Genomic DNA, 9,453 nt, shown 5'->3' with positions numbered 1-9,453 from the left:
GGGGCTGTGTCGATGTGCGGCTCCGCCGCGTGGGCGCGACAAGCCCCCACCCACCCGCACCCGCCAACGCACCGACTGGACCGAGCTCGTCCGCGGGGGTTGAAGGGGCGTAGAAAAGATCGACCCGGCAGCTTGGCTGTAGGCCGTCTTTCGCGGGGCCCCACGGAGTGGCACGCTGCCGTGTATGGGGGCGTTGAGGCGTATCAGGGCGTACCGCATCCGTGGGCGTCGGGCTCTGCTGGGCGTGGGGCTCGGGGTCGGGGCCGTCGTGGGCCTGGTGGGATGCGAGATGGGGGACGGGCTCAGTACCGGCGCTGTCGCCATCACGACGGATCAAATGGGGACCAAGGAACTGGAGCGGCAGGGCCTCGACGTCCAGTGGCTCAACTGCACGGCCTCGTACGACAACAGCGGCAGCAATCAGTCCCAGTCGGCGTCCCCCTCCCCCAACACCGTCGCCAACGTCGACTGCGAGGGCGAGGACAAGAAAGGCCGTGAGATCACCCTCACCGGGAAGGTGACGCAGGAGGTCAACGGGAAGTGCGTACGGGGTGATCTGACCGCGAAGGTCGACGGCAAGGAGTGGTTCCACGTCGACGTGCTGGGCAACTGCAACGCCCCCGACCCCACACCGACCCCCGGCGCGCCCGACCAGCCGGGGCAGCCCGGGCCCACCGTGACGGTCACCGTCACCCAGACCATCTGGTGTCAGAAGGATCCGCAGTGCTGGCCCGAGGGCAAATGAGGGGCAACTGCCGTTCACCGCGAGCGACATGATCCAAACCCCTCCCAATCTGCCCGTACGCTGCTTACAGTGACCGGGTGACTCAGTCCGCACTGTCCTCGCAGTCAGCGTCAGCGTCGTCCGTATCATCCGTATCATCCGTATCGCCCGGATATTTTCGATACCCGCATCTGCATGGCGACTTGGTCGCCTTCACCGCCGAGGACGACGTCTGGGTCGCCCCGGTCGACGGCGGCCGTGCCTGGCGGGTCAGCGCGGACAACACGCCCGTGAACCATCCGCGGATCTCCCCGGACGGCACCACCGTCGCGTGGACGTCCACGCGTGACGGCGCGCCCGAGGTGCATGTGGCGCCCATCGACGGTGGGCCCGCCAAGCGCCTCACCTACTGGGGCAGTTGGCGGACTCAGGTGCGCGGCTGGACCCCGGACGGGCAGGTCCTCGCGCTCAGTACGCAGGGGCAGGCCAGCCTGCGGCGGAGCTGGGCGCGGGCCGTGCCGCTCGATGGCGGACCGGCCACGACACTGCCGTACGGGCCGGTCGGTCATGTCGCCTACGGGCCCGCCACCGTGCTGCTGTCGGCGCCGATGGGGCGTGAGGCCGCCTGGTGGAAGCGGTATCGGGGCGGTACGGCGGGCAAGTTGTGGATCGATCGCGAGGGCGAGGGGGAATTCGTCCGGCTGCACGAGGGGTTGGACGGAAACCTCGAATATCCCCTGTGGGTGGGGATGGGGGTCCCCCCGCTCGAGCGAAGCCGAGAGTGGGGGAGGATCGCGTTCCTGTCCGATCACGAGGGTGTGGGGGCGTTGTACTCGTCCCTCGCCGATGGGTCGGATCTTCGGCGGCACACGCCTGTCGACGGGTTTTACGCCCGGCATGCGGCCACGGACGGGGCGCGGGTCGTGTACGCGTCCGCCGGCGAGTTGTGGCTGCTCGATGATCTGGACGGGGCCGAGCCCCGGCGGCTCGACATCCGGCTGGGTGGGCAGCGGGTCGATCTTCAGCCGTTCCCGGTGAACACCTCCCGGTGGTTCGGGTCCGCGTCGCCCGACCACACCGCGCGGGGCAGTGCCGTCGCCGTGCGCGGCGGAGTCCACTGGGTCACCCATCGTTCCGGGCCCGCCCGGGCGCTCGCCGCCGAGCACGGGGTGCGGGCACGGCTGCCCCGGACCTTCCGGGTGGAGGGCGAGGAGTGGGTGGTGTGGGTGACGGACGCGGAGGGCGACGACGCGCTGGAGTTCGCGCCGGCGACCGGTGCCGGGCCGGGCGCCACCCCGCGTCGGCTCGCCGCAGGGCAGTTGGGCCGGGTGCTGGGGCTCGCCGTGGCGCCCGACGGCAGCCGGGCCGCCGTCGCCGCGCACGACGGGCGGGTCCTGCTCGTCGAGCGGGAGACGGGCGAGGTGCGGGAGGTCGACCGGAGCGAGGACGGGGAGGTGTCCGGGCTCGTCTTCTCGCCGGACTCGGCCTGGCTCGCCTGGTCACATCCGGGGCCGCGACCGCTGCGCCATCTCAAGCTCGCCAACACCGCCGACCTGTCCGTCACCGAGGCGACCCCGCTGCGCTTCCAGGACTTCTCGCCGACGTTCACGCTCGACGGCAAGCACCTGGCCTTCCTCTCGGCGCGTGCCTTCGACCCGGTCTACGACGAACACGTCTTCGACCTTCACTTCGTCAGCGGCGCCCGTCCGCACCTCATCACTCTCGCCGCGACCACGCCGTCCCCGTTCGGGCCACAGCGCCACGGGCGGCCGTTCGAGGCGCCGGAGAAGGACGAGACCCCGGACAGCGAGGGCACTCCCGCGACCCGGGTCGACCTCGAAGGGCTCGCCGACCGGATCGTCCCGTTCCCTGTCGAGGCCGCCCGCTACACGACGCTGCGAGCCGCCAAGGACGGCGTCCTGTGGCTGCGCCACCCGGTCACCGGTGTCCTCGGGCACTCCCGGGCCACCCCCGACGACCCTGACCCGAAGACCTCCCTGGAGCGCTACGACCTCGCCCAGCGGCGCCTCGAGTACCTCGCCTCCGACGCCGACCACTTCGCGGTCAGCGGCGACGGCAAGCGGGTGCTGCTGTGGACCGACGGCAAGCTCAAGGTCGTACCGAGCGACCGGCGCGCCTCGAACGACGACGAGAGCGACAGCAACATCACCGTCGAGCTCGGCCGCGTACGGCAGACCGTCGACCCGGCCGCCGAGTGGCGGCAGATGTACGACGAGACCGGCCGCCTCATGCGGGACAACTTCTGGCGGCCGGACCTGGCCGGGGTCGACTGGGACGGCGTCCTGGACCGGTATCGGCCCATCCTGGACCGGGTCGCCACGCACGACGATCTTGTCGACCTCCTCTGGGAGGTGCAGGGCGAACTGGGAACGTCCCACGCGTACGTGACCCCGCGCGGCGGCGGTGGCTCCGGCGACCGGCGGCAGGGGCTGCTCGGCGCGGACATCTCCCGGCACGAGGACGGCCCCCAGGGGGCGCCGCTGTGGCGCATCGACCGGGTGCTGCCGTCCGAGACCTCCGACCCCGACGCGCACGCGCCGCTCGCCGCGCCCGGGGTCGCGGTGCGGGCCGGGGACGCGATCATCGCCGTGGGCGGGCAGCCGGTCGATCCGGTGACCGGGCCCGGGCCGCTGCTCGTCGGGACGGCGGGCAAGGCGGTCGAGCTGACGGTGCTGCCGTCGGGGGGCGGGGATCCGCGGCACGCGGTCGTGGTGCCCATCTCCGACGAGGAGCCATTGCGATACCACGCGTGGGTCGCCGATCGGCGGGCGTACGTCCATGAGAGGTCCGGTGGGCGGCTCGGGTATCTGCACGTCCCCGACATGCAGGCGCCCGGGTGGGCCCAGATCCACCGGGATCTGCGGATCGAGGTCGCCCGGGAAGGGCTCGTCGTGGACGTCCGGGAGAACCGGGGCGGGCATACGTCCCAGCTGGTCGTCGAGAAGCTGGCCCGGCGGATCGTCGGGTGGGATCTGCCGCGTGGGATGCGGCCGTCGAGCTACCCCGACGACGCGCCTCGTGGGCCTGTCGTCGCCGTCGCCAACGAGTTCTCCGGGTCCGACGGGGACATCGTGAACGCGGCGATCAAGGCGCTCGGGATCGGGCCGGTGGTCGGTACGCGGACGTGGGGCGGGGTCGTCGGGATCGACAGCCGGTACCGGTTGGTGGACGGGACGTTGGTGACGCAGCCCAAGTACGCCTTCTGGCTGGAGGGGTACGAGTGGGGTGTCGAGAACCACGGCGTCGATCCGGACGTGGAGGTGTTCCAGACGCCTCAGGACTACGCGGCCGGCCGGGACCCTCAGCTGGACGAGGCGATCCGGATCGCCCTGGCGGCGCTTGAACAGACCCCGGCGAAGAGCGCTCCGCGGCTGCCGGGGTCGTAGGGGCGGTTTCCTCGCCCCCGCAGCCCCTGGGGATGGGAATGGGTAAGGGCGGCGGGGGCGGAAACCCCCCGATACGATGCCGGGGTACGTGATCAGCGCCGGCCGCCGAGGAGGGCACCGCATGGCAGGGGAGCCGCAGGACGACTGTCTGTTCTGCAAGATCGTAGAGGGGCACGTCCCGGCGACCATCGTGCGCGAGACGGAGACGACCGTCGCGTTCCGGGACATCAACCCCCAGGCACCGACCCACGTCCTGGTCATCCCGAAGGCCCACTACCCGGACGCCGCCACCCTCGCCACCGCTGCCCCCACCCTCGCCGCGGACGTCCTGCGCGAGGCCCAGGCCGTCGCCGACGAGGACAAGCTGGAGAGCTACCGGATCGTCTTCAACACCGGCAGCGGCGCCGGCCAGACCGTCTGGCACGCCCACGCACACGTCATCGGAGGCCGCGGCCTCCAGTGGCCCCCCGGCTGACCCGGATAACCAGCCGTGTCCGTACGTGAATTGGTCGTCCTCGGCACCGCCAGCCAGGTCCCGACCCGGCACCGCAACCACAACGGCTACCTGCTGCGCTGGGACGCCGAGGGGATCATGTTCGATCCCGGCGAGGGCACACAGCGCCAGATGCTGCGCGCCGGCGTCGCCGCACACGACCTCAACCGCATATGCGTCACCCACTTCCACGGCGACCACTCCCTCGGCCTCGCGGGTGTCATCCAGCGCGTCAACCTCGACCGCGTCCCGCACGACGTCACCGCGCACTACCCGCGCTCCGGACAACGCTTCTTCGACCGGCTGCGGTACGCCACCGCGTACCGGGAGACGGTCCAGCTGATCGAGGCGCCCGTCGAGGGCGAAGGTGGAGTATTGACCGCCACCCCTTCGTACACGCTCGACGCGCGCCGGCTCTCCCACCCCGTCGAGTCGTACGGCTACCGGCTCGTCGAGCCCGACGGGCGGCGGATGCTGCCGGAGCGGCTCGCCGAGTACGGGATCAAGGGGCCGGACATCGGGCGTATCCAGCGGGAGGGCGCGCTGGGCGATGTCTCGCTGGACGAGGTGAGCGAGCTGCGGCGCGGGCAGCGGTTCGCGTTCGTCATGGACACGAGGCTGTGTGACGGGGTCTACGCCCTCGCCGACGCCGCCGACATGCTCGTCATCGAGTCCACGTTCCTCAACGAGGACATCGAACTCGCCGTCGAGTACGGTCACTTGACCGCCGGTCAGGCGGCCTCCGTGGCCCGCGACTGCGGCGTACGGCATCTCGTGCTCACCCACTTCAGCCAGCGTTATTCCGAGCCGGAGGAGTTCGAACGCCAGGCGCGGGCCGCCGGGTTCGAGGGGGAGCTGAGCGTGGCGCACGATCTGATGAGAGTGCCGCTTCCGAAACGGCGGTGAGAAGGGGCGTATGCGAAACCACGACACCCCGGCCGTACGATGCCGTGATGTCCCTCCCCAAAGCTGAACTGCACCTCCACATCGAAGGCACCCTGGAGCCTGAGCTGGCCTTCGAGCTGGCCGCCCGCAACGGGGTCGCGCTGCCGTACGCGGACACGGACGCGCTCCGGAAGGCGTACGAGTTCGAGGACCTCCAGTCCTTTCTGAACCTGTACTACGAGCTGATGGCCGTGCTCCGCACCGAGCAGGACTTCGCGGACCTCGCCGACGCCTACCTCGCCCGCGCCGCCGCCCAGGGCGTGCGGCACGCGGAGATCTTCTTCGATCCGCAGGCCCACCTCGCACGGGGCGTGGGGATGGGGACGGTCGTCGACGGGCTGTGGCGGGCGTTGGGGAGGAGCGAGGCCACTCATGGGGTCTCCACGCAGTTGATCATGTGCTTCCTGCGGGACGAGTCCGCCGCCTCGGCGATGGAGACGCTGGAGGCCGCCAAGCCGTACCTCGACCGGATCGTCGGCATCGGACTCGACTCCGCCGAGGTCGGGCATCCGCCGGTCAAGTTCCGCGAGGTGTACGAGGCGGCCGCCGCGCTCGGGCTGCGGCGGGTGGCGCACGCGGGGGAGGAGGGGCCGCCGTCGTACATCACCGAGGCCCTCGACGTCCTCGGGGTCGAGCGCGTCGACCACGGGCTGCGGTGCATGGAGGACCCGGCCCTCGTCGAGCGGCTGGTGCGGGAGCGGGTGCCGCTGACGCTGTGCCCGCTGTCCAACGTCCGCCTGCGGACCGTCGACACCCTGGCCGACCACCCCCTGCCCGCCATGCTCGACGCCGGCCTGCTGTGCACGGTCAACTCCGACGACCCCGCCTACTTCGGCGGCTACGCCGGCGACAACTTCGACGCCGTATGCCGGACCCTGGGCCTGACCGACGAGCGGCTGCGCGAACTCGCCCGCAACTCCTTCACCGCGTCCTTCCTGGAGCACGACGAGGAGCGGCGGGCCAGGTATCTCGCCGAGGTCGAGGCGTACGAGTTCGAGTGAGCGGGGCTCAGGCCGCCGGGCGGTAGTCGGGCTGTCCGACGGTGGCCTGCTCGGCGGTCGTGCGGCCCTCGTGTCGGGCGTGTTCCGTCGTGGGTGTCGTGGTGCGCAGGGCTACGAGAGTCATGGGCGCCGCGATCAGGAGCAGGCCCGCGGCGAGGATCGCGCCCATCGTCGGGTAGCCGGCGTGGGCGGAGAGCAGGCTGCCGGTGAGGGGGCCGGCGGCCGTGCCGAGCGAGGACGCGGAGCCGATGAGGACGGCCCAGCGGCCGCGTGGGTCGAGGGCCGCGGCGAGGCCGATCAGGTACGACAGCACGACCGGGTAGAGCACGTTCCAGGCGATCTCGCCGGTGGCGAAGGTCGCGAGGTCGGTCGCGGAGGCGCTGAGCACGATGCAGCCGGCGATGAGCGCGGTGCCGCCGCCGATGGGCAGGGCCCGGCCGAAGCGGGCGCCCAGCGCGCTCGCGCCGATCACCCCGAGCAGGCCCGCGCCCAGTGCCACCGCGAAGACCGCGCCGACGGTGACCTCGGTGAGCCCGGCCTGGGTGGTGCCGATACGGCCGCTGACGCCCCAGAGGGAGTTCTGGGCGAGGGACCACAGCAGGAGGGTGCCGGCGAGGACCAGTCCGGAGCGGCGGTGGGGGAGCGGGCCGCGCTGCCGGGTGACCTGGGCCGTGGCCACCGGGGTGGCGAGACGGGCGGTCGCCGGCCAGGTGAGCAGGGCCGTGACGGCGAGCGCGGCGAGGGGCAGGCCGTGGCCCGGGCCCAGGCGGGGGATGGTCAGGTAGAGCGTGCCGGCCAGTGCCGAGACGCCCAAGAGGCCCAGGGTGGACACTCGGTGGGGGTCGCGCCGGCCGGCGATCCCGGCTGCGGCCACGGCCGTCGCGGTACCCGAGCCGAAGCCGCCGAGGACCGCTCCCGCGACGACCGCGGGGAGGGCCGTCGTGAGCGCGGCGGTGCCGTAGCCGACGGCGGCGAGCAGCAGCCCCGTACGGGCGAGGCGGCGAGGGCCGACCCGCTCCACGTACGCGGCGAGGGTGAAGCCCGCCATGGCCGACCCCAGCAACAGGGCACTGCCGACGGCGCCCGCCTCGGTGGCGGTGAGGGGGAGGGTCGCGTCGAGTCTGCCGACGGTGGTGGGCAGGAGGTAGGCGGCGAGGTACCCGGCCGTGAAAAGGGCGACGAGAGGCCAGGGCGGGGTGGTGGTGCGGGGGGACACGGGCGTTCCTGGGCATGACGAAGGTGCGGCTCTAGGGCCTGAGTAAGGGGGTTGGGCGACCGTCGATGGACAGGAACGCGCGGCCAATTTGTATCAAGGGCGCGGGGAGAGAAAGAAACGCGATGGGTGTGATCTGAGGCACGTTGGGTTTGGGGTGCGGGTGAGGGGGTAGCAGCAGGCGCCCTCGCATGCCGACGACGTGCCTCAACTGGCGTTGTTTCTCGGCCGGTTCACCGCTCCCTCGGGCGCCTTCCCCGACTCGCGTGTGGCTCAGGCCGAGCGGCGGAAGCCGATGGTGGGGACGGCGCGGCGGAGGGGCCACGGGCTGATGTGTTCCTTGGGGAGGAGGTCGTCCAGGAAGGCGTAGCGGCTCAGGGCCGCCGGGTCCTGGCTCTCCAGGGACTGCACCCGGCGCCACCACGCGCCGATCTCGCACCAGCCGGGGGCCGACAGGGAGCCGCCGAACTCCTGGACCGACAGCGCGGCGGTCAGACCCGCGAAGGCCAGCCGGTCCGCCAGGGGCCAGTCCGCCAGCGTGCCGGTGACGAAACCGGCGACGAACACATCACCCGCGCCCGTGGGGTCCATGGCCTCCACCGCGATGGCCGGCACCTCCGCCGTCTCGCCGGTACGGCCGTCCACCGCGTACGCGCCCTTTGACCCCAGCGTCACCACGGCCACCGGGACGTGGTCGGTGAGGGCGCGCGCCGCCGCCCGGGGGCACTCGGTACGGGTGTACCGCATCGCCTCCTCCGCGTTCGGCAGGAACGCCTCGCAGTGCGCGAGATCGGCGAGCCCCGCCAGGTCCCAGGCGCCGGTCTCGTCCCAGCCGACGTCAGCGAAGATCCGGGTGCCCTTGCTCGCGGCCTGCGCGACCCAGGGGGCGTGCACGCCGGGCGTGAGGGAGGCGACGGCGGCGCGCGCGTGCGGCGGGCAGTCCGGCGCGGACTCCTCCGGGGGCGCCGCGTGCCCGTGCGAGACCATCGTGCGCTCGCCCTCGTACGCCATGGAGACGGTGACCGGGGAGTGCCAGCCGGGGACCGTGCGGGAGGTGGAGAGATCGATGCCCTCGCCCTGCTCCAGGGCGTCCCAGCAGTACTCGCCGTAGTGGTCGTCGCCGAAGGCCGCCGCGAGGGAGGTCCGCAGGCCGAGGCGGGCCAGCGCCGTGGCCATGTTCGCCACGCCGCCGGGGCTCGACCCCATCCCGCGCGCCCAGGACTCCGTCCCGCGCACCGGGGCGGAGTCGAGGCCGGTGAAGATGATGTCGAGGAAGACGGTGCCGGTGAGGTAGACGTCCCAGGGCGGGGCGGTCTGTGCCCGCAGGTGGCCGAGTGGGTCGACCTGGGGCCGGCGGTTCGGGCGCTCTCCCTTGGACGCGGTCACGATGTGCTCCCTGGCGGTGGTGCGGATCCAGCCAGTCTGCACCAAGCGCTCCGCCGGGGGCGCCGGTCTTGTGGGAGTCGGGCTGTGGGGCGTTGGTTCGGGTGGGGTGTTTTCGCCCCCGCCGCCCCTACCCGCCCCTCCCCCATCCAGGGGCTGCGCCCCTTCGATCCCGCGGGAGAGCTCGGGGAGTGGGGTGCGTTGGCGGGTGCGGGTTGTCTGTGGTTGCTCGCGCAGTTCCCCGCGCCCCTGAAAACCTGGGGGCACCCCCAGTCTTTCAGGGGCGC

Annotated in this window: 7 protein-coding genes; 5 read left to right on the top strand and 2 right to left on the bottom strand. The window is 72.3% G+C overall.

Annotation, left to right across the window (positions count from 1 at the left end; all coding sequences use genetic code 11):
* The first annotated feature begins 184 nt into the window (after nt 1-184).
* From F3T56_RS44700 to F3T56_RS44680, 5 genes are all read left to right on the top strand, one after another.
* Entirely contained in the window at nt 185-745 is a 561-nt protein-coding gene (locus F3T56_RS44700; RefSeq protein WP_172639475.1) for a hypothetical protein, read from the top strand.
* 92 nt (nt 746-837) lie between these two features.
* Nucleotides 838-4,131 carry a S41 family peptidase gene (locus F3T56_RS44695; RefSeq protein ID WP_149831194.1) on the top strand — a complete coding sequence of 1,098 codons (3,294 nt, stop codon included), beginning with the start codon at nt 838-840 and terminating at the stop codon, nt 4,129-4,131.
* Between the two features lie 121 nt (nt 4,132-4,252).
* Nucleotides 4,253-4,606, top strand: a complete 354-nt coding sequence (locus F3T56_RS44690) for an HIT domain-containing protein (protein WP_149831193.1) — start codon at nt 4,253-4,255, stop codon at nt 4,604-4,606.
* Between the two features lie 15 nt (nt 4,607-4,621).
* Nucleotides 4,622-5,530: a ribonuclease Z gene (locus F3T56_RS44685; RefSeq protein WP_149831192.1), complete on the top strand. Its 909-nt coding sequence runs from the start codon at nt 4,622-4,624 to the stop codon at nt 5,528-5,530.
* Between the two features lie 47 nt (nt 5,531-5,577).
* Complete coding sequence (locus tag F3T56_RS44680) at nt 5,578-6,570, top strand: adenosine deaminase (protein WP_149831191.1); 993 nt, start codon at nt 5,578-5,580, stop codon at nt 6,568-6,570.
* Nucleotides 6,571-6,577: 7 nt separating this feature from the next.
* On the opposite strand, the gene F3T56_RS44675 is transcribed toward F3T56_RS44680, so the two are convergent.
* Nucleotides 6,578-7,786, bottom strand: a complete 1,209-nt coding sequence (locus tag F3T56_RS44675; protein WP_149831190.1) for an MFS transporter — start codon at nt 7,784-7,786, stop codon at nt 6,578-6,580.
* 270 nt (nt 7,787-8,056) lie between these two features.
* Nucleotides 8,057-9,169, bottom strand: a complete 1,113-nt coding sequence (locus F3T56_RS44670) for a carbohydrate kinase family protein (RefSeq protein WP_149831189.1) — start codon at nt 9,167-9,169, stop codon at nt 8,057-8,059.
* Between the last annotated feature and the right edge of the window lie 284 nt (nt 9,170-9,453).

The organism is Streptomyces tailanensis, from assembly GCF_008386495.1.
GTDB classification, from domain to species: domain Bacteria; phylum Actinomycetota; class Actinomycetes; order Streptomycetales; family Streptomycetaceae; genus Streptomyces; species Streptomyces tailanensis.
The sequence above is the reverse complement of the archived record's forward strand: the minus strand, read 5'-3'. Positions and strand labels throughout refer to the sequence as shown.

Bases quoted from the DNA above. Each gene is read 5' to 3' on its own strand.
- F3T56_RS44700 (WP_172639475.1), top strand. From the start codon at position 185: ATGGGGGCGTTGAGGCGTATCAGGGCGTACCGCATCCGTGGGCGTCGG.
- F3T56_RS44690 (WP_149831193.1), top strand. From the start codon at position 4,253: ATGGCAGGGGAGCCGCAGGACGACTGTCTGTTCTGCAAGATCGTAGAG.
- F3T56_RS44680 (WP_149831191.1), top strand. From the start codon at position 5,578: ATGTCCCTCCCCAAAGCTGAACTGCACCTCCACATCGAAGGCACCCTG.